Here is a 20,536-nt window from a genome sequence, read left to right as displayed (position 1 = left end):
GATTCCAGGCCATCGTTCATACGGCCGACAACTGTTTTTCAGTTGTCGGCTATTTTTTGCGGCGTGCTTTGGGCTTGGATTGCGGGGCGATGGTTTTACCCGGTCGCCAGGAACCTTCCACCAACATGCGTATGGGCGTTTCGGGTATGCCACGTTCGCCGCGTTGCAGCATGCCCACAAGGAAGTCGATTGCGGTCTGGCCGATGATTTGTCCCTTTTGGTCAATGCCTGCGCGGTGGTCTTTTTCACCGCTTTGGCTGAGCCAGGCACAGCCAATGTCCTCGGGGACGCGCAGGCCCATGTCGGCGAGCATTTCCTTGGTCGGTTCGTCGGTGTCGCTCAAGATGACGTCTGGCTTGTACTGGTCATACCACTCGGCCAATGCCTCACGGTCGCTTTTTCCATCGGGGACAATGCATGCTGGCAAAAACGAATGTTCGGGGTGGTGCTGTTGGAAACTCCAGTAGCTTGAGGTATAGGCGTTGTCGGTTTTGCTGTCGACGTAGTCATGCAGGTAAACGCCGATGCGCTGGTAGCCCAACCTGGTGAGTTCTTCGAGAGCGAGACTCATGCTGTGATACTGGTGATTGGTTACCAGATGAAACACGTGGGGTGTGATGCTATAGCCAAAGGTGACGGTGGAAAATTGCGTGTAGTCTAGGTCCAGTCGGTTGCGCGGACTCTCTTGCGGCGGCAGTAAGATGCCGACAATGCCGCGGCTGTTGAGCACCTGCGTGAGACGTTTCGGCGAGAGCTTGCTGTCGCGCAGCTTAAACTCCTCCAGGGTGTAGCCCAACTGGCGTGCGCGTTCCAAAGCGCCTTCGAAATATTCGTTGAAAGTGGGCTGGTCGCGGAGCTCGTATTTGCCGGTCCAGGTGTCGATCCAGGCGAGGGTCGATTTGTAATGAACCGGCAGCTTGGTTTTGCGGTAGGCGTTGAGCGCGGATAGGGCGGGGTCGGGCACGTAGCCCATCTCTTGCGCCAGCTTTTTGATCTTTTCGCGAACGGGGGCGGACACGCGTGGGTGGTCGCGCAGGGCCAGACTCACGGAGCTATAATGCACGTTGGCGACTTCTGCAATGTCGCGAAGGGTAACGCGGGAATTCATGCCCTTAATTTCACTCGGAATAAACCAGCTGTCAACAGTTTGAGCATGGTATGGCTCGTTCCTGCATAAGGGCTGATTAACAATGGCTGAAATGCCCCAGGATTCGGAACTAAATATTACGCTTCCCAGCCACTGCAACGCCCAGCCAGAGCGTCGCGTTCTCTGCACGCTGACGGATGATGAGCTTGCGTTGTTTTTCCCACGAGGGGTGAAACTGGATGGTGTTGAGCTGCGTCAATTTAATACGGACGACGGCCCCGAAGTGTTTCACCAAACGATGCTTGAATTTGAGCCGGAGTTGCTCATTGCCTGTTGGAATACGCCGCCTTTGCAAGAGTCCTGGCGAAAGGATTTTTCTTTCCTTCGTTATGTGTGCTACGCCAGTGGCTCAGTGCGTAATTTGATCCCGCGCTCCTATTTGGAGCTCGGCCTCGTCGTGACAAATTGGGGCACGCTGGTGGCGGCCAATGTAGCTGAGCATGCGTTGCTCTTGGTATTGGCGGGTCTGCGCCGCGCCACGGAATGGCCCAGTGTGATTGCGGGCGAACGGGAGTGGCAGCCGTCGCCAATCGTGACACGCACTTTGTTTGGCAAACGCGTTGGCCTGCATGGCATGGGCAACGTCGCCCAGAATTTAATCCGCCTGATGCAGCCGTTTGGCGTCAGCGTGTTGGCCTATTCCGAGGGAGCGCCCAGTGACTTGTTTTTAGAGCATAGTGCAGCGCAGTGCGACAGCCTGGAAAACTTGTTTGCCAACAGCGACATCATCGTGGAATGCGAGGCGCTCAACGAACGTACTCAGGGCACGGTGACCCGCCAAATACTTGAATGCCTGCCCGACGGCGCACTATTCGTAAACGTCGGGCGTGGCGCAGTGGTGGACGAGCAAGCGCTGGCGGCCTTGGCGTCGGCCGGTCGCATCGATGTCGCGCTGGATGTTTTTGCGGAAGATCCCATTGAGCCGGACTCGCCGCTACACGAAGTCGAGGATGCGGTGCTTTCGCCACACATCGCTGGCCCGACTTCGGATCAATTTGCTCGTTGCGGAGACCAGGCCTTGCGCAACATGGCTGCCTACTTCAAGGGCACCCCCCTGGAAGCGGTGGTAACTCTTGATATTTACGACCGAGCGACTTGAGTAGTTGTCGGCATCATACATTCCCTAGCCTTCGTCGTCTCGACGAAACCAACCCCCTGATGCTTTATGAAGCTTCGTTACCGATCTTTTGTGTTCCTATCTTTGCTCACACTGAGCGCCCGCGCGAGTGACTTGCCGGTCATCACGCCGGAGGAAGTTGGCGAGTCCCTGCGCGAATATGCTGCGGAGTGGGAGCAAGCCGTGCAAACGCATGAGCCGCGCCTGTTTTATACGAACGAACAATGGCCCGCCATCGCGCACGGCATCGACGCAATGACCGGCGTGCGCGGCGAGTATCGCGAGACGTTTTTTAAGGAAGCCGACCGTCGTCTGGGCGAGCCGGTCCCCGAGTATTTGCCTCCAGAGAAAATTGCGGGCACCCGTGGCGATGCGCGCACGCTTTACAGTGCCCGCGAAGAACTCTGGCAACGGGATGTCGGCAATGAGATTTTTGGCTACGCGTTCGCCGTGCGCTTGCGCCCGGACAACGAAGCCTATCGCACGCGCCTGCGCGACTTGGTTATGGCGGCCATTACCTACCAGTCTTGGGGACGCCACGATCCGCCGATGGGTAGCAATTCAGACTTGGCGGCTGGCCACATTGGCCGGGGAATTTCTTTGGCCTACGATTGGCATCGCGATGTGTTTTCGGCCGACGAACAAAACAAGATCCGCCAAGCGATGGCGCGGCGCATGCCCAACCTTTTGCGTGCGCTTTACGGCGATGCTTACTGGGCGCGCGGCTATGGCGAGAATCACAACCACGTGAGCGTGACGGCGCTGGGTTATAGCGGCATTGCGTTCTATGATGAGATCCCCTCGGCGCCGATTTGGCTGTCAGCGGCGCGGTTGAATTTTATCAACGTCGGCCGCAGCATGGCGTCGGATGGCAGCTCTGTCGAAGGTGTGTCGTACTGGACGTATGGTATGGAATACATCTTGCAGTTCATCGAGGCAACGCGGCCAATCATCGACAGTGGATCGCTTTACAATTTGCCGTTCTTGGAGAACGCTGCGAGCTATCGGCTGATGGCGTCGACATCCGGCTTGGGCGGTAATCTCTTGTGGGGTGACGCCGTGGCGCGCGACTGGCATGGCCCGCATCATATTCTCTTTGGCTTGGCGTCGGTTTACAACGACCCCAACGCTGCGTGGCTCGCAGAAAATATTGCCTATCCGCTCAACGGTGGCTTGGATCAATACGCCTTGCAAATGCTCTGGGCGAGTCTTGCGCCGACACCGGAGAACGCGCCGCAGCAGTTGGACCATCGCTTGACGGAAAACGACATGATCACCACGCGCAGTGGCTGGTCAGATACGGATTATTTGCTGAGCATGAAGGCGGGCTATACGAACCGCAATCACAGCCACCTAGACGCGGGCGCGCTGATGCTTGCCTATGGCGATGACTGGTTGCTGACTTCTCCTGGCTATGGAAAAGGCGGCGGCGAGAGTCATTTCTGGCAACGACATGGTCCGCGCTGGGAGTATTTTTCCAACGCCACGGAGTCCCATGCCACGTTGCTGATCAACGGGCAAAACCAACGCTTCGATAAAGACGCAAAGGCGGTGGTGACGGAGTTTCTGTCTGCGCCGAATTGGAACTGGGCCTCGGTGGACTTGAGTGATGTTTACGACGATGTCAGCGCAGTTGAGCGTGGGTTGTTGCATCGTCGCGGCGACTACTTCCTAGTCTTTGATTCAGTGAAAGCGCCCGAGCCGGTGAAGGCGGAATGGCTGGCGCAGTTTCGCTACGCGCCAAAGGCAGCCAACGACGGCATGCTGATCAATGGCAAAAAGGGCAAGCTGTTTGTCCGCTTATTAGAGCCGGCGATGGCCTTGACCAAGCGCATGCCCACCAAGGAAAAAGTCGATGTGAAGCTGGATCGCAATCGCAGCTACGCGGTGGAGCAGGAAGGCGATGACTTGTCCTTCGTCACGCTGCTTCAGCCAATGGCGAGAGAGAGCGGACTCGCACCATTGCAAACGAAGATCGTGGCGAGCCAGCCAGGGCAATGCCAGCTCACGTTGTCCAACGGCGACTGGGTGGACTACTTAGCCTGGCAGGTTGAGCCTTCTATGCAGACGCTTGCGTTGGGCGAAGACAAGGCCGAGCTCAAGGCTGGGCTTGTCGCGGTGCGCACCGAAGGCGGTAAGGCAACGTCGGTCATTGCGATTGGCGCAACGCAACTGAAGTTTATTGGCTTTGATTTTCAGTCGAAGGAGTCGCGCGATTTTGCGGCCGTGTTGAGTGAAGATGGCGTTTGGGAAATATCTGCGGTTGATGATATGGCGCAGGTAATTGTTCTTGCCGCTGTCACTCATGCCGCACAATAGTGGCTGCTTATACATTGCCTGAATGAAAGTAGAATACATAACTCTCGTTGTTTACCTCGGCGTCCTGTTACTTTTGGGCGGGCTGTTTGCCCGCTTTAATAAAAACCTAAGCGACTTCGTACGCGGCGGCGCCCAAGGTACCTGGTGGATGGTTGGCACGAGTATGCTCATGAGTGGCATCAGCGCCTTCACGTTCACCGGCAATGCGGCGGCGGCTTATGAAGGCGGGCCGAGCTTGTTGATTATCTACGTGGCGAATTGCCTGGGCTTTGCGATCGGTGGCTTGTTTCTGGGAAAATGGTTTCGGCAGACGCGCGCTTTCACGACGGCCGATGTGGTACGGACGCGCTTCGGTACGGCAGTGGAGCAATTTTCGGCGATCTCCGGTGTTTTTCTTGGGCCATTTGGCGCCGCGATTCAGCTGTATGCCTTGTCGTTGTTTGCGAGCACCGTGCTCAATATTGAGCTCGTACCCGTGCTGATCGGCATCGGCATCATCGTTACTTTTTATTCCACTACGGGTGGTAAATGGGCAGTCATGGCAACGGACTTTGTGCAGGCGTTGATCATGTTTGCGATCACGCTGGTGGTCTGCTTTTTATCGCTGCGCGCGATTGGCGGATTGGGCCCGTTCTTTGATTACTTCAGCGATCCGCGGGTGAGCGAAGACTTCCGCTTCATCAATGAGCCGGGGCAATTCGACGGCGACCGCTTCACCTACCAATGGGCAATCGTGGTCTTCGTCATGCAGATCTATTCGCAGGTCAGTTTTAGCGCTGCGGGGCGCTACATTGCGGCGCGCGATGGGCGGGAAGCGGCGCGCTCTTCGTGGTGGGCGTTTGCGATGATGGCCATTGGCAGCGCGGTGTGGTTCATTCCGCCGATGGTGGCGCGTTTCATGTTCGAGACGGATATCGTGGCCAGCGGATTGGAAAAACCGTCGGAGAGCTCCTATGCGTTCATTGCCACGAAGTTGTTGCCCAACGGCATGCTGGGCATGCTGATTGCGGCGATGTTTGCCGCCACGATGAGTAGCATGGATTCCGGCTTGAACGGGCAGGTCGGCGTCATCGCGCGTAACATCATCCCGCGCTTGCGGGGCGCTTTGGGCTATGAAGATGACTTGCCGCCCAAGACCGAAATTCGCATCTGTCACATCTCCACGATCATTCTTGGCGGGATCATCATTACCTATGCTTTATTGATCGCCGCTCAGACGGAGTTTGCGCTCTTCGACGCCTACCTGATTCTCGGCTCGGTGATCGGGGTGCCGATGGGCTTTCCGATGCTTATGGGGCTTTGGATTAAGAAACTGCCTAAGTGGTCTTACTTCCCGATTTTTGGCGGCTGCATGCTGCCGTCGATTTGGTCGTTCTGGCAGCAGTACACGACTGGCGAGGAATGGACCATTCAAGAACGCACGATGTGGATTCTGCTCTTTGGTTTGGCGGCCACGGTCATTTGCCGTTTGCTCTACCGAACGACTCCGCAGAAATCGCGCGAGGATGTTGACAAGTTTTTTGAAACGATGCATCGGCCCATCGACTACGAGAAGGAAGTCGGCTCGAGCAGCATTGATTACGACCAATACTTCGTTTTGTCGAAGGCGGTGCTGGGCGTGGGCTTGGGCGTCCTACTCATCCTGCTGGTGCCGAATGACTGGGGCGGGCGGGCGTGTGTCTTGTTCATTTCGGCGTTCATCCTGTGTGTCGGCGGGTTGCTTTACTGGGGTGGCCTCCGTGCAAAGAAGAGCGTATTGAAGATAATCGAACAGCGCGATCGCGAGGCTTAAAACAACCCAGGATACGGAGGGTTTACAGGAAGATCGGAAAGAACGGGAAGGTTCTTGCTGCTTCCCGTTCTTTCCGATCTTCCTGTTTAAATCAATTACATTGCACCAATTGATACTGCAAACTCTCGAATGCACCTCACCGACTCGATCAGCCTTTTTAGAGCACTTGGGCAACACTTCGCTCTACTTTATTCTTTCGGCTTCGGGGCGCGCTCGATAAAGTTGCGCACAAGCAGCTCTTCAGTCACGGGGCGGTCTTCGGACGGTTCCTGATCCACGAGGACAATCGTTGAGCGTGAATTGGGAATCAGCGCTTGCGGTGCGCTGACGCGCAATGCCCATTCTTCTTTTTCCAGGACTGCGGCTTGCAGCCAAACTTGGAGCTTGTCCGAATAAGGAAACTGATGTGAGTCGCTGGTTCTGAGCTCTGCCACCTCGTCGCCGATCTTAATCATCGCCAGGCGTGGCGAGTAATTGAACACGCGCATGAAGCCGACGGGATGCAGCTCCCAGGAGTCGTTGACGACCTTGATGAGCACGTTGTTCGTGTCCAGCGGATTGACGTGAAAGAGGACGAGGTAGGGGCCCGCGTCCGGGAGTGTGAAGTCGGCAATTGAAAGTTTCTGTGGCGGGTCAGTCGGTTTTTCGCCAGGAATTTCGCGATAGATTTCAACCTTCTCGCCGATCTCGGTTTGGTAAGGCGAGGAGAATCCCGAGCTGCCGGCCATGATGGTCTTCGGCTTGCCATCGATGTCGTAGAATACATTCGAGAGTGTTTTGCCAAGGGCGAGGGTGCGGAAGCTGGCAGTCGTCTCGACGGCGTCTTGCGCCAAAGCGGTAGCACTCGCCAAGGCGATGCCCAGACCAAGGAGGCTGGCTTTGAATAGGGAGTGGTGGGGCATTAAATTTCTTCGGGGGTGAGCCATCTGAATGATACGATTTGAAATTTGCGGCCGAAGGACCGGTTTTGCAGAGTGAGGTCGTCGAGCGTGTCTTCAGGAGCATTCGACTCAGAGTCTATGTAATCGATCTGGCGTTGGACAATGGCTTCGCACCAGGCGCGGCTTTGCACCTCTTGGGTAAGTGGGTTTAGCGCCTCACCATAAGTGCGGATGACGAAGGTGTCCGAGCGTGCGGTCAGCCCGGCGCCGATGGCGGACAATACGTCGGCTTGAGTGAGGAACTGCGGTGCGAAAGCGGACGTGGAGCCGTAGGGGACCTCGCCGTCGAGCGTGCCTTTATAGCCTTGCATGAGCTCGAGGTCGAGGTTGCCCCCGGTGTAGTTGGGCAGCTCGCCAGTTTGGTGGTGGAAGGGGTTGGATCCACTGCTGCCGTAGGCGTTGTCTTCGCCGCGGTTGACAGCGGCCGAGCCAGAGTAGGTCGCATCGATGGCGGCTTGCAGTGCGCCTTTGAAGCGTTCGTCGTCAGCGGTGCTGGCGTTGTTCACGAGGCGACGGTTGATGAAGTCTGCGAGTGAAACGAATGGTCCGCGGTTGCGAATTTCTGCGACGATGTTTTTGGCGAGCTCGGCAATTTGCTCATCGGTCAACTGGCGATAGCCTTGCCAGCCCCAGGCCTGCGTGGAGTCAATGCTGGGCACCTCGGTGGGCCGACTGAAGCGAGGCAGGGCTGCGCCGAGTTTACTGCTTGAAGCGGTGTCGCTTTCGGGATCGTAGGGTAGTTGATTGATGCCGCCCAGAACTGCGCGCCAAGCTTGCTCGGAGGTTGAATTGATGTTGAAGCCGCCCTTAAGGGTGAGCCCGGCAGCGGCTAGTTTGGCATCACGCAGTTCTGCGTCCGTGAGTGTATCGTTGGATGCAATGCGTGCATTGGGCAGCTCGGCAGGGATATCGCTCAAACTGGTGTCGGTCGCTTTGCCAGTACCAGCATTGGGAATGGTGGAGACAAAGTAGCGGTCCCACAGCGCGCGATTGAGCAGCCAGGATATATCGTAGTAGGAGGTGATTTTATCACTCGGGGATTGAACGCCGCCAGAATAGGTCAGACGGAGTTGATCACGCGCATTGCGGAAGTGATAATCAGCCAGACTATTGCCAATGGGGTAGGCCGGGTAGGTATTGATGTAAGACAAGTTGGCGTGTTGCAACTGGCCCAGCGCAAGCAACGGCTGGTCTTCGGAGCGGAACTCAAATAAGGTAGCGTCAACGATGCCAGTAACTGAGTCCAGACTGGTTCCCGCCGAGGCGCGCTTACCGCTGGTTTCGGCATTAAATGTCATCCATGGGCTTTCCATTCCTCCGCCGGCGCTGAAGTTGGATGGGTTACTGGAGTCACTCCTTGTCTTGGTGATGTAAAGTGAGCGTGGGTTGCTTTGAGCAATCCAGCGCACGTCAGTGTAAATCGAAGACGAAGGTGGGGCCGCAGCAAAGTTCTTCTCAATATACATGACCGAACTTGGCTGGACCGCAAACTCATCGAGTTGCGCAGGTGCCTGGAGGAATTCGTTTCGAGCGCTGTTGCCAACCATCACGGTATTGTTAGCGCTGTCCTGCGCTGGCGAAATTCGCGAGATGGTTTGATGCCATTGCTTGTCATTGCTGTCACTGGTTTCGTAGCCGAGGGGGCCGGTGGATACGACTTCACCCAGATATGCGGATAATTCACCGCCGGACATTCCGTAGCTACTATTAACTGGATGATACAGGTATGCGCCTGTGACCCTAAATTGGGCATCCACTTCATCGGCCTCCATATAAATCGCGTTGTTGCCAAAATCGCAGAGCACATGCCCTGCGCTGTAAAGTCCGTTGGTCAGGACATTTTTAGGTTCATCATTGGCGTCGGCGTCGTAGGTGGCTCCGCTCTCACTGCCTTGTAAGGAGAAGATGAGGCTGGCACCTGGAGGGATGTCCGGGCAATCAATGGCGAAGCGAACGTAGGTGTTGTTATCCCATTGGCTGTTGATGCCTGCGCCCCGGTTAAAGCTCACCGACTCTCTTTCCTTCCACTCACCGGCATCTTCATCATAAACTTGAAGCTGATACCAGGCGTGAAAAGGTCGGTTGAGGCCGACTTCATAAGTATGTGCTTTAAGCGTGGTCGTGTAGGGATTCCAGAGCACGACGAGCGGAAACATCGCCAGGCGTATGGGCGCGCCTTCGTAGCGTCCTTCTGGCGCTACGTAGTGAAGGCCCAGCGAGAAGTAGGTGAGCACTGGCGAGACGCCTACATCGGTCGTGGTGGGGACGCGGGGTTCCAGTCCACCTGAGCTGGGGGTGGTGGTTTGAGCGAACGAACGGAGGGCACCCCAGGTTGGCACGGCGAAGCTGTCATTGGCGTCGTCTGCATCTGGCTCGAAAATGTAGTCGCTGTCGGCGGGGGAGATCGCACTCGTTGCGAGCGCAGCGGAGAGGTCTTGCTTCAAGCCGCCTGCATAGCTATCGACCAAGAGTGTTTCGGAATGAATGGTGATCGCGTGTGGGTTGGCCTGCATGGCGTCGATCATTTCGCTGGAGTCGTTCACCGCGAGGAAGGACAATTCGTTGAGCGAGTTGAGCAGCGATAAACTCTCCGACGACGGGTTGAAATTATCGCCGATTAACTGGCTTGATGTGAAAGTGGGGTAATCGTCTTTGTCCATCAATTCGATGGCCGTGCGTTGCGCGCTGACGAATGCTTTGTCGAGGTTTGCGGTGTCGGCCATGCCGAGTGTCGCGTTGGCCTTGGCACCTTCATCGCCAACCCACCAGGCATAGCGTCCGCTGGTGGCCGAATTCGCGTCGTTAGTGATATCGACTAGCGGCGCCGCCACGTAATCATAAACCGAAGAAGCGGCAGCTTCGCCGAGCAGGAGAACCTGTGTGTCGGTGTCAGAGGGAAAGGCGCTTGCTTGGCTGAGGTCCACAGTGCTGATGGGCGTAAATGCGAAGGAACTGGGCGCGTTGAGGATGTGGCCATCGTCGGCGACATCGGTTTCAGGTGTGAAGTCGACGCCTTCGTTACCACTCACCAACCAGTTAAGCAACTTGGCTTGAGAGCCCTTGCTGTCGGAATTATTTGCAATGGTTGTCGATACGGAAGACGGCAACTCGCTGTAGTCAACAGGCGCGCCATTGCCGTAAACGCCGATCCACTGGGCGTTGGCGCCGGTGGTGTCGACGAGGTTGGCGTCGATGTCGGCGCGGACGGTGGTACGCTGATCCGGGCCGGCGTATTTCTGCAATTGGCCCAAGGCGATGTTGAGCGCGAGCAGTGCGTTTTCCCGCGCGATGGATGATTGCTTTTTCTGCGTGGAAAGCTCCGTCTCGACCTTGGTCAGCGTCGTTAAGGAAATTAAGAGCAGGACCATCATGCCCATCAAGAGCATTGCAATCACTAGTGCGAAACCGCTGTGTCGAGTAGGGCGAGCCAGGGGGCGTTTGCTCTGTCTGATTTTTGCTGGCATGAGGGGCAGGGGTTCTTGGTTATTAATATATCGGCTCTACGCTCACTTCTTCAACTGTTCCTTGATGAAGTTCTCGTATTCGCGGCGAAGTTGGCTGTTGGGGATGGACATTTGGTGGTGTCCTTGATCGGGAGCGCTGATGATGCGTTTCGGCGTGTCCAACTGATTATAGGCGGCATAAACGCCAGGCGGTGGGCAGGTGGTGTCAATGAGGCCCACGGCCATAAGCGTGTCAGCCTGAGAACGGGCGTTAAAATTAACAGCGTCGAAGTAGCGCATGGTGTTGGCGATGGCTTCCGCTTCTGGCGTGCCTGCTTTCGCATTGCCAAGGCCCGGCCATCCGGCCACGTTGCCGGAGATGTCGCACAAGGCGGGGACGATGGCGACCGCGCCGGAAACACGGTGATCGAGCCCTGCTGCGGCGAGCACCTGGCCGCCACCCTGGCTGATGCCGTAGGCGAGCAAATGCTGGCCATCCCACTCCGGTTGCGCGCAGAGGAAATCAATGGCGCGCATGAGGCGCAGGAACATGCCCAGGAAGTAAAAATCGTCACGGCTCTGGTTGCCCTGATGGCGGTAGTTTTTCAACTCACCCTTTTCCAGATCGTCGTAGTAGGCCTGTGGTTGGCCGTTGAGCATGCCGTGGGCGTTGATGTCGATCACGATGGCGTTGTATTTCTCCGCCATTGACAGCGCTTGGACGAGGCTGGAGCGGCACCAGCCGCCTTTAACGCCAGCCGCGTGGAAGAGAATGATCGCGGGCGTGCTGCCGCGCGCTGCGTCTTTGGGCGCACAGTAGTAGCCGCGCACGGGCTGGACATCGAGGCAGGGGATTTCGACGTTCGCGTAGGTGAAGCCTTTCTCGGCAATGCGCTCGATCTTCTTGCGGTGATCCGGATTCTTCGCTTCGAGTTTAAATTGCTCGGGCGTCAGCGGCGTGATGATCGGGGTGGCGGGCGAGGCCGCGAGTCGCTCTTTTTGCGCAGTCCAGAACGCATCGAAATCTTCCGGCGCGGGCATGGACGGCTGAAACTTTTCCGGAGCGACCACGATGCCGGATTCCGCCGCTGGGCGCCTTACCTCGGGCAGACGAATTGAGCAGCGATACCAGCCATTTCCATCCGGCGAGAAGTTGATGTTTTCCTCGGCAAGTTGGGCATCGAGCGGTTGCGTGGTGATGGTGTCCCAGCGGTTTTGCCAAATGCGATATTCGGCGCTTTGGCCGATGGCGGCTTCTTCACGCTTTACTTGAAAAACTGCGGTTTCGCCCTCGGCGTAAATGCCGTCCGCATGATCGCCGCTAACGCTGTATTGCGTTTTGGCGGCATGGACGGGTGCCCAGGGGAGGGCGGCAAGGAGCGCGATGAGGATTGGCTGTTTGAATTCCATTTGGGTATTTCTAAAAATGTTCTGGCTAGGCGATGCTTGCGGGTTGGCTGGCGCTGATGTAGGCAACAGCGTCGACGAAGACACCGGCGGTCCAGCCCATCATGGCAGGTGGCTCGGCGGATTCAGTCGTGGCTTCTGCCGTGGCGAGGTTGTCCGGGTTGATCAGATAGCCCGCTTCTTCCAAAGTGTGATGCGTGCCGTTGATGACATTGTATTTCTCCCACAGGTCTCCGGTCGCGGCAAACGTTTGGCAGACGCTGGCAATATATTTACGGGCAATGCGGCGCGCGTCCTCCACGTAGCCATAGCGGTCCAGCGCGCGATAGACCAAGTGCTGAATGCAGGCCCACGCGTTTGGGTAGTCCCACTGTTGCGGCGCGTCATTCGGAACGCCGGTGGCAACTCCGTAGGCGTGCTCAAGCTGCGGCAAGACGTTCTTCACGACAGCGGCGGCTTGGGCTTCGGTGGCGAGGCCCGCCCATAGCGGCTGGAGCGCTGCCGAGCTGACGACGGTGCTGCGTCGGCCTTTGGCAAAGTTATAGTCCGCGAACATCTGGCGTTCTTCGTCCCAGCAATATGCGTTGATGAGCGCGGCGCGCGCATCGGCCTTTGCTTGCCAATACACGGCCTCATTTGCGGGTGCCCATTCGGCCAAGAGCTTTTCGTAAAGCCAGAGGTTGCTGTTTAAATCAACCGGGCAAAAGTCCGGACAACGGCCGCTAAAGCGGGAGTTGAAATCCCAGCCCGACTCGCATTCCGCCATCGCACGCGCAGTCTCGGCAAGGCAATCTTCCGGCTTGCGGTGACTCAGGCCCAGGCGGTGTTTGATCGTTTCGAAAAACGCGATGAGCTCCTCGTCTGTTGCCTGCTGACCATGACGCGACAGACCGGTGGGCGTCGCACGTTGCTTCGACCAAAATTCGTGCTCATGCTTGAGCAATGGATAGGCCTCGGCGGTTAGCGTTGGGTGTTCCAAATTACGAGCGACGACATCGACCAGCGGCGCCAGGTAAGGTGGCTGCGAGCGCGTCAGGTAGTAAGTGCGGTTGCCATTGGGCACGTAGCCGTAGCGCTCGACTTGGGCGAGCAGGTTGCGCGTGTTGTTGAGCGCGAGTTCGCCTTGGCCGTTGGCCAACAGGCCGAGCGATGTGAAATACGTGTCCCAATAATACAGCTCCTGGAACGCGCCTTTGCGGCAAGGAATCGTGTAGGGGTGGGGGAGCCCGATCAGCGTTCCGTCGTCAGCCGGGCAGGCGCGTACGGTGTCCTGCCAATGTGCGGCGATGAAGTCGCACACTTGGTCGATGGCGTGGTCACTGATGGTTGGGTTGCTCATGAAAATGGATCAGGGATTTTGAATTTCGGCCGAATCGATGCGGACATCGTTCACGTAAAGGTGATAGCTGGCGGGCGTGTCACTGGAGCCGAAGTAAACGCGGTCGACGAAATCGACGGGGTTGCTCAGCGCTGCGTCTTCGAGGCAAAGCACGCCATTGACGTAGATATTGGTGAGGTCTGTCGCAGGATTGATGGTCGCTTCGACCAAGTGCCAGTTGTTGGCGGGGATGGCGCTGAGAATCACGTCGCTGCCATCGGCTTGGCGGTAAAGCAAGTTGCCGAGGCCGTCGGTTACCAAATCGATCGCGGGGGTTTCGCCTGATTGAATACGCATCACGTGGCCGTCGACGATGCCGTTTTCGCGGAAGCTCCAACTGGCGGTGACGGGGTTACTTTGCGGCACAAAGCTTTTCCACATGCGCGGGTATCCGTTGGTATTTCCGTCCCAGAGTTGGACGGATTTATCCGTGGCGCTCGGGGTTTCGCGGACGGCGACGTTGGTGCTGCTGTCCATCTTATAGATCCAGGTTTCTGGGCGGGAGCGGGTCTCCATTTCGTTGAAGCTTTCATCGAGGATCGGCGCGAGGTTGGAGATCACGATGTCGTTTATGTAGAGGTGGTGAGTGTAAGACTCGTTGCTCGTGCCAAAGAGGAGGCCGTCAAACGTGTTGGCAGGCATCGTAAAGGATGCGCCGCTGAGCACGCGCACGCCGTTCAGATAGACATCGGCTACGCCGTGGACTGGATTCACCACCACGTCCACATCGTGCCAGGCACCGGTGGCGACGGGGGCCAGCGCGTGGTAAATGTTATCACCGTCGCGATAGACGAGGTAGCCGCTCAAGGTCAGTAGCTCGACGGCAAAATCGCTACCCGAGAGCAGGCCCATGTGATGACCTTCACCGAGCAGAGAGCCGCCGCCAGTTTGCTTAAAGCTCCAATGCAGATTAAAGGGCGCGGTGAGGTCTGGAATGCTGCGCCATGCTTCGATTTCGCCGACGGGGTTGCCATCATAGAACTGCATGCTTTTGTCGGTCGCGCTGGGTGACTCGCGGACGAAGATATTGGTCGACGAATCCTTGCCGACGCTCCAGCCGGTTGGCCAGGAGCCGGTGGTCATCTCGTTGTAGGTTTCGGTGAAGACTGCGTCGCCCAGCTCGGGCATCGTGTAGCCGGTTCCGTAGTCCGTCGGCTTCACCAAATCAAAAGCGTTGGTTGGGTTGCCGACAAAGTAGGCGATGTCGTCGTAGAAGATTTCACGACTTTCGTTGGCGTCGTAGTTGGAGTGATCCCAGCAGTAGGGCCCCCATTTAACATACGCGCCGTTGGTCATCTCTTCGTCGCTGGTCCAGGCACCGTTGCCGAGGTTGATGCCGGTGTATTCGACGGTGGGCAAGGCTTCGGGCGCGCCGTCATACCAAGCGCGGAGAATGCCGGTTTCGGCGCGGGACAACTTGCAGTAGAGGATCAAGTCGTGCCACTCACCTTTGGTCAGCTGAGGGGCGATTTCGGAATAAACCGTGACTGTCTTGCTGCCATCGCCAACGCCATAAGCACCTTCCAGAATCAGTGCGCCGCTGGCTTCAACGCCGACCGTGATGGTGATGTTGGTGGCGGGCAGGCTGGAATGCCATGCGTGGATTTGGCCGAGCACCATTGCTTTGCCCGGCGTGGGAAAACTCTCCGGCGCGTAGAGGCTGAAGCCGAGCCAGCCTTCGCCCGTGATGCGATCCAAGTGAAAGCCGGAAGAGCCTTCGACGCTCTTGCTGGAGCGGTTGCCATTGTAATTGGCGGAATTCCAGACGAAGTGATGCACCTTGCTGCCGGAGCGGGCCGGGAAACCGGTGGGCGTGATGATCTCCGCCGTATTGCCGCTGATGACCTCGATGTTGAACGGCGATACGCTGCCGTCCTCGAAGTCTTCAGAAGCCGTTTGGGCAGATGCGTTAAAGTTGCTGAAGGCCAGAGAGAGGCCCAGTGCGATCGATACGGGGAGTTTACACATGGGGTTTGTTGAGTATGCGGAATATTCAATCCGATACTAACAGCCATGCCAAATGATGATCTGCTCACACTGTTGATTCAGTTTGTGGCTGGCGCAATGGATCCCTTATGCAGCCTGGACGGTTTACTTGGCTGCGATGCTTAGAAAACGGCGGATAAGGGCCTCAAGTTCGGGGGCATCGACCAGGAAGGAGTCGTGGCCGAGGTCGCTGTCGATCTCGGCATAGGTGGCGTGCTTGCCGTCGCGGAGGAGGGCTTGGGCTATGTCGCGGTTCTGCTGGGGGGGGAACAGCCAGTCCGTCTTAAAGCCGATGACGAGCGTCTTGCATTTTACCGCGGCGAGCTGGTCTTCGAGCCGACCGTCTTCGCAATATAGGTCGAAGCGGTCGAGCGCCTTGGTGAAATACAGGTAGGTATTGGCGTCGAAGCGGTTGACGAAGCTTTTGCCCTGATAGCGCAGGTAGCTCTCCACTTCGAACTCGATGTCGAAGAGCTCACGGGCGTCGGAGGAGCGCTTGCGCCGGCCAAATTTGTCGTCCATGCCGCGGTCGGAAAGATAGGTGATGTGGGCCATCATGCGGGCAATGGCGAGGCCGACGTGGGGGCCTTGGCCTTCACCGTAATCGCCAGCATTCCAATCGGGATCTTGCATGATTGCGCTGCGGCCAACCTCGTTGAAGGCGATGGCCTGCGCGTTTTGCCGGGCGGTGGTGGCCATCGGCAGCGCGAGCTGCATGGCGTCGGGATATTCGGTCATCCATTGGAGAACCTGCATGCCGCCCATGGAGCCACCGATTACGGCATGTAACTGCTTAATGCCGAGGTGCTCGATGAGTAGCTTTTGCGCGCGGACCATGTCGCGAATGGTGACCACGGGGAAATCCAGGCAATAGCGTTTGCCGGTGGCCGGGTTGATGCTCGATGGGCCCGTGGACCCCTGGCAGCCGCCCAGACAGTTGGAGCAGATAACGAAATATTCGTTGGTGTCGATGGGCTTGCCCGGGCCGATCATGGTGTTCCACCAGCCGGTCTTTTTATCGTGGAGATCGTGGACGCCGGCAGCGTGGTGGTCGCCACTGAGGGCGTGGCAGATCAGGATGGCGTTGGTCTTTTGCGCGTTGAGGCGGCCGTAGCTTTCGTAGCGCAGGGTGAAACCGGGCAGCACGCCGCCGCCTTCGCAGGTGAAGGGCTTTTCGTGAACATAGTCCTGCCAGGCGACGAGGCCGACCTCGCCGGAGGTGTCTTGTTCAAGATAGGCGGATGCATCATTCATGCTGGCACGACTGTTTAATCCCGAGCGTCCGGGGGCAAGTTCATTTCGCCGACATTAAATGCGCTAAGCGTTGGGCAACAACAATTGCGGGATGACCTCGTTGCGATGGCGGAAGATACCCTCGACTTGCCGCTTAATGAACGGGTAGGCGAGGTCACCCAGCGGCGTGAAGGGCAGCTCGTAGCGCACGTAATCCGTCATGCGGGTTTCGCGGGGGCCGAGTTCTTCAAAGGAGTGGCGGTGAATCCACGTTTTGTAGGGGCCCTTGATCTGCTCATCGACAAACTCGACCGGCGGCTGCCAGACGGGGATCAGCGTGCGCCAGCGCATCGGGAGGCCATGCAGGCGGATGCGGTAGTCGATCACGACGTCCTGCCGCATGGCGATGGGCAGCGGGGTGAGGATGCGGAAGCCGAGCTCATTCGGAGTGATCTTTTCCAGGTTCTCGGCCTGAGAGAAAAACTCGAATAGCTCATCGCGCGGGAGGGGGAGGGTTAACTCGGTGCGGATCGAATGCCACATGCGCAAACCCAAGCCAAGCGGCGTGATTTTGCAACTGAGAGAAGCGATTGTCAGGCTAGGAACGCGAAGCTTCAGCGAGCGACACGTTTGCTGAGCGGCGGCGTACACTCGCTGAAGCTTCGCGTTCCTGCTATGGGGCAATCAGGACTCAGCCGTTCCAATAAAGGAACAGGCCGTAGAGCACGATCAGCACGGCGCCGCTCACGCGATGTAAACGCCGGAAGAGCGCGAGGCTGATCACGTGGAAGGCTGCGACGCCGGCAATCATCAGGATGCCGGGCGTGAAGTTTTCCCCGAGGTGCAGCGGCTTGACCACGGCGTAGAGGCCGATGCAGAGCGGGATGCAGACATGGGCGTCGCCTGCCTGAGCGCTGTAAACGACGTCGGCCTCCTTGCGGGCACCGTAGAAAATCGACAACATGGCGTTGGGCAGGGCCATCAAGAGGCCGGTCAGCAGGCCGAGGTTTTCCCGGCTGATGAAGCCCGTTTCGATGGCCGACAGCCAATCAACGAGCCCGGTGATGCTAAACAGCAGGCCGTAGCCGCCCAGGGCGAGCAGGGTGAACTCTACGATGAGCCACGGGTTGAACCGGCTGCTGCTGCGGACGTTTTCCTTGAGCACTTCATACACGTGGAAAAGCTGCCACAGGAAGAACAAGGCAATCAGCGCGAGGCCGTCGCCAAAGTCGAGCACGCCATCCTTGCCCAGGGCCCAGGTGATGCCGCCGAAGAAGAAAATGGCGAGCAGCGTGAGCAGCAGGGCCAGGCGGTGCAGCTCGGCCTGTTGTTTGGCCTTTTTGGCTTTGCCACGGGGGGCGAGGCTGAGGCCCCAGATGACCGCGGGCAGGCCGAGGAGCAGGGTCAGGTTGGTGGCGTTGTTGACGAGGCAGTTGGTCATCACCTGATCGCCGGGCTGATGCGTGCGCAGCACGACGGCCACGAACAGCAAATTGCCCAAACCGCTCAGGTAAGGCATGACGAGGTTGCCCAGTACCGTGCCCTCCATGCCGCCGTTCGACAGTTCCTCCAGCCGCCAGATCATGAGGACCGAGGCAACCAGGAACAGGCTCAGCAAATAGGCCGGGTTCTGCAATACGTCTAAAACCACTCGAAAGCGCCTTATCAAAAGCGGGTTGCGGACCAGGTGAAAGATTTTTTCTTCTGATGCGCATCCTTCACTTTTTCTTAACGGTTAAAATCCGTTTTGAGGCGGGGAGGGGGGGGGGCATTGACGCGTAAAATCGAACTGACAAGGAACAGTAGGTCCCGCCCTGTCGCCAGATGGGCGCAGGTAGGGCCAGCGAATACGGCGCAAGGCTCGTTTTGCTGGGGGCGAGCATGATGGGGGATCGCTCGGGCGCAGGCTGCAAGCTGGCATAGACTGGGACGGCGCTGGGCAAGGCTCTGGTGAGGGAGCGTCTTGCATTAAACCCTGTGGGCGTTGCCGCGGAAATGCTGTCACCAAGACGGCGGCAAATGGGCCCGGTCGGCGGGTGCAACGCTGCGCGCAGTCGCGAGCAGCCGGTTAGGGCGGCAAATCATGGCCGCCCGAAAGCTAGATGGGGAAAGTTGGTTGGGGGGAGTTCATGGCGGTAGGGATGGATGGTTGTGTTGTTAAAATGTTCAGTATGTAGATTTTTGAGGAGTGAACAAGATAAAAGTGAACAAAGTTTTATTTTTGTTTGGCGATAGGCCGAAAAAAAACGCCCGCTTAGTAGCGGGCGCCTTTAGGTTAGTTGCGGAGAAATTATTTACCCACGACGACGACGTGCGAGGAGGCCGAGGGTCACGAGTCCCGCGAGGAGGGCGTAGTGGCTTGGCTCGGGAATGACATCCCCGTCGACGGTGAAAGCCGTGGTGCCCGTGGCGGGATTGGCTCCGCCAGCGGTGAGGTCGGACACCTCGGTCAGATAAAAGCCGACGGCAGTGATGTTGCCCGTGCCATCAAAGCTGGAGCTTGCGCCGATAGCCCAAGCGTCGGTAGCGGGAGCGTATTCGTTCCAGCTCAGGGTGCCGATGTCATACTGGGTGACGCTGCCCGAGGGAGAGGAGATTTCGTTACTGATCACGTAACTGGAGTCGTCCAGTTGGACCACAAATCGCAAAAAGGTTTGGGTATTCGCTCCGGAGCCGCTGCCACGGACGGCGAACTCGAAGAAGTTTATCGCGCTGACGTTGGTTACCTCCAGGATTGGCACAAAGAGCATGGCGCCGGTTCCAGTCTCGCCGGTCATATTGGTGGAGACGGTTAGGTAGTCTGGCGAGGTGCTGATTGCAGCGCCCGTGATCGAGCCGGTGAACTCAGCGTCGTTGAGCTCCGCGCCGTAGAAACCATAGAACTCCGGACCGACATAGTTGGCGGAGGATGGGCTGATGATGGAGCCGGTTTCCGGGTCTTCCCAAGTGTTTTTGGTTCCTTGGAAAGCGGCGTAAGCGCTGGTGATTTCGTCACCGTTGCCGATGTTGGCGATGGTCACCGCTGACAATGGGCTTAGGGTGAAAGGTAGGATTGAGAGTGTTAATATTTTAGGGGACATAATTGTTGGGCAGTTTTCAGTTTGGTGTAGGAGTAAAGGGTTTGATGAAGGGGGCGTCAATTCTAAATATAACGACTTAGGCGTTTTTTTGGGTGATTTTTCGATTAATTATAGGGGATTCGATAAAATGCCATAATTTTTGCGGGAGATTAGGCGCATGGACGGTCGAGACATGGTTGGCACCTTGACTTGGTTTTGTCGCTTGGTAAAGTTGGATATAAGATGATCGAAGTATTCCGCGATATGAGCTCCGCGCGAGTGGGGCTCTACAACAGCATGCTCGAAAGCGCGGGTATTCCAACAATGGTCCGTAATTGGAATGCCATTACCATGACCACGGAGATTCCGATACCCGTGATGTACCCTAATATTTGCGTCTTCAATGAGGAGGACGCCAAGGCCGCGCGTGAGATCATCGCGGGGCTGGCGGATGATGCATCCGAGGATTTGCCCGATGGGCAAATGTCTGAGCCAAGTGAATGAGGCAGCGGGCGGCTTGTCTGGAGACTGCGCCCTACCTTTAGTCGTGGATAGGCCATTTGCCCAATGGGCAAATCGATGGATGCAACGGCACGTTGCTAGCCCACGCCGATGAAGCTGTGGATCGAGATCCCGCTTTGTGGGACAGGCTGATTGCGCCACCTTTCGAGATAACGTAAGGCGTAGAGGCAGGGGGCGGCTTGTCTGGAGACT

General features: G+C 57.4%; 14 protein-coding genes. 4 read left to right on the top strand and 10 right to left on the bottom strand.

Going from position 1 to position 20,536, the window contains the following annotated elements; genetic code table 11:
* Positions 1-49: 49 nt before the first annotated feature.
* Positions 50-1,108, bottom strand: coding sequence for a LacI family DNA-binding transcriptional regulator (locus tag RBB62_RS08750; RefSeq protein ID WP_309398368.1), 1,059 nt, complete (start codon positions 1,106-1,108; stop codon positions 50-52).
* 82 nt (positions 1,109-1,190) lie between these two features.
* Here RBB62_RS08750 and RBB62_RS08745 point away from each other — a divergent pair, with 82 nt between their 5' ends.
* From RBB62_RS08745 to RBB62_RS08735, 3 genes are all read left to right on the top strand, one after another.
* Positions 1,191-2,246, top strand: a complete 1,056-nt coding sequence (locus RBB62_RS08745; protein ID WP_309398367.1) for a hydroxyacid dehydrogenase — start codon at positions 1,191-1,193, stop codon at positions 2,244-2,246.
* A gap of 66 nt (positions 2,247-2,312) precedes the next feature.
* Positions 2,313-4,583, top strand: a complete 2,271-nt coding sequence (locus tag RBB62_RS08740) for a heparinase II/III domain-containing protein (RefSeq protein ID WP_309398366.1) — start codon at positions 2,313-2,315, stop codon at positions 4,581-4,583.
* A 22-nt stretch (positions 4,584-4,605) separates the two neighbouring features.
* Positions 4,606-6,375, top strand: a complete 1,770-nt coding sequence (locus RBB62_RS08735) for a sodium:solute symporter family transporter (RefSeq protein ID WP_309398365.1) — start codon at positions 4,606-4,608, stop codon at positions 6,373-6,375.
* A gap of 188 nt (positions 6,376-6,563) precedes the next feature.
* Here the strand turns inward: RBB62_RS08735 and RBB62_RS08730 are convergent, their stop codons facing one another.
* The 9 genes from RBB62_RS08730 to RBB62_RS08690 all read right to left on the bottom strand — a co-directional run bounded on the left by RBB62_RS08730 (position 6,564) and on the right by RBB62_RS08690 (position 19,783).
* On the bottom strand, positions 6,564-7,277 hold the full coding sequence (locus tag RBB62_RS08730; protein ID WP_309398364.1) for a hypothetical protein: 714 nt from the start codon (positions 7,275-7,277) through the stop codon (positions 6,564-6,566).
* Entirely contained in the window at positions 7,277-10,711 is a 3,435-nt protein-coding gene (locus RBB62_RS08725; RefSeq protein WP_309398363.1) for a hypothetical protein, read from the bottom strand. The genes RBB62_RS08730 and RBB62_RS08725 overlap by 1 nt, the downstream gene beginning before the upstream one ends.
* Before the next feature lie 111 nt (positions 10,712-10,822).
* The gene (locus RBB62_RS08720) at positions 10,823-12,169 is read right to left on the bottom strand and encodes an acetylxylan esterase (RefSeq protein WP_309398362.1); all 1,347 of its coding nucleotides are present in this window, start codon (positions 12,167-12,169) and stop codon (positions 10,823-10,825) included.
* 25 nt (positions 12,170-12,194) lie between these two features.
* Positions 12,195-13,505: a trehalase family glycosidase gene (locus RBB62_RS08715; protein ID WP_309398361.1), complete on the bottom strand. Its 1,311-nt coding sequence runs from the start codon at positions 13,503-13,505 to the stop codon at positions 12,195-12,197.
* A 9-nt stretch (positions 13,506-13,514) separates the two neighbouring features.
* Positions 13,515-15,512, bottom strand: a complete 1,998-nt coding sequence (locus tag RBB62_RS08710; RefSeq protein ID WP_309398360.1) for a heparin lyase I family protein — start codon at positions 15,510-15,512, stop codon at positions 13,515-13,517.
* A 123-nt stretch (positions 15,513-15,635) separates the two neighbouring features.
* On the bottom strand, positions 15,636-16,784 hold the full coding sequence (gene metX / locus RBB62_RS08705) for a homoserine O-acetyltransferase MetX (RefSeq protein ID WP_309398359.1): 1,149 nt from the start codon (positions 16,782-16,784) through the stop codon (positions 15,636-15,638).
* A gap of 63 nt (positions 16,785-16,847) precedes the next feature.
* The gene (locus RBB62_RS08700) at positions 16,848-17,306 is read right to left on the bottom strand and encodes an SRPBCC family protein (protein WP_309398357.1); all 459 of its coding nucleotides are present in this window, start codon (positions 17,304-17,306) and stop codon (positions 16,848-16,850) included.
* Positions 17,307-17,454: 148 nt separating this feature from the next.
* Positions 17,455-18,414, bottom strand: a complete 960-nt coding sequence (locus tag RBB62_RS08695; RefSeq protein WP_309398355.1) for a sodium:calcium symporter — start codon at positions 18,412-18,414, stop codon at positions 17,455-17,457.
* 643 nt (positions 18,415-19,057) lie between these two features.
* Complete coding sequence (locus tag RBB62_RS08690) at positions 19,058-19,783, bottom strand: PEP-CTERM sorting domain-containing protein (protein ID WP_309398444.1); 726 nt, start codon at positions 19,781-19,783, stop codon at positions 19,058-19,060.
* A 282-nt stretch (positions 19,784-20,065) separates the two neighbouring features.
* On the opposite strand from RBB62_RS08690, the gene RBB62_RS08685 reads away from it, so the two are divergent.
* Complete coding sequence (locus RBB62_RS08685; protein ID WP_309398354.1) at positions 20,066-20,326, top strand: putative signal transducing protein; 261 nt, start codon at positions 20,066-20,068, stop codon at positions 20,324-20,326.
* Positions 20,327-20,536: the final 210 nt, after the last annotated feature.

It is taken from the genome of Cerasicoccus maritimus, assembly GCA_031296935.1.
In the GTDB taxonomy this organism is placed as follows: Bacteria; Verrucomicrobiota; Verrucomicrobiia; order Opitutales; family Cerasicoccaceae; genus Cerasicoccus; species Cerasicoccus maritimus.
The sequence above is the reverse complement of the archived record's forward strand: the minus strand, read 5'-3'. Positions and strand labels throughout refer to the sequence as shown.